Raw genomic sequence first — 337 nt, 5'->3', positions numbered from 1 at the left:
AGATTGACCAGTTGCACCGAGAAGGCAAGGCTTATAAGGATTTTACAGTTCTCTACCGTACCAATGCCCAATCACGTACCATTGAAGAAGCCCTGCTCAAATCTAATATCCCTTATACCATGGTTGGAGGAACCAAGTTCTACAGCCGTAAGGAAATCCGGGATGTGATTTCTTATTTGAATATCATTGCAAATCCATCGGATAATATCTCCTATGAACGCATTGTCAATGAGCCCAAACGTGGCGTTGGACCTGGTACGGTTGACAAACTCCGTGATTTTGCGACCAGCCACAGTATGTCCTTGCTAGAAGCTTCTCAGGATATTATGTTGTCACC

The 337-nt window shown here is 44.2% G+C and carries 1 protein-coding gene; it reads left to right on the top strand.

From position 1 onward, the window contains the following. On the top strand, positions 1 to 337 hold a 337-nt coding region (locus tag C1G53_RS08545), incomplete at both ends, for a 3'-5' exonuclease (RefSeq protein WP_330847472.1).

Source organism: Streptococcus suis, from assembly GCF_002960445.1.
In the GTDB taxonomy this organism is placed as follows: domain Bacteria; phylum Bacillota; class Bacilli; order Lactobacillales; family Streptococcaceae; genus Streptococcus; species Streptococcus hyiners.
Note: the sequence above shows the minus strand (reverse complement) of the source record. Positions and strands in the feature narration are given on the sequence as shown.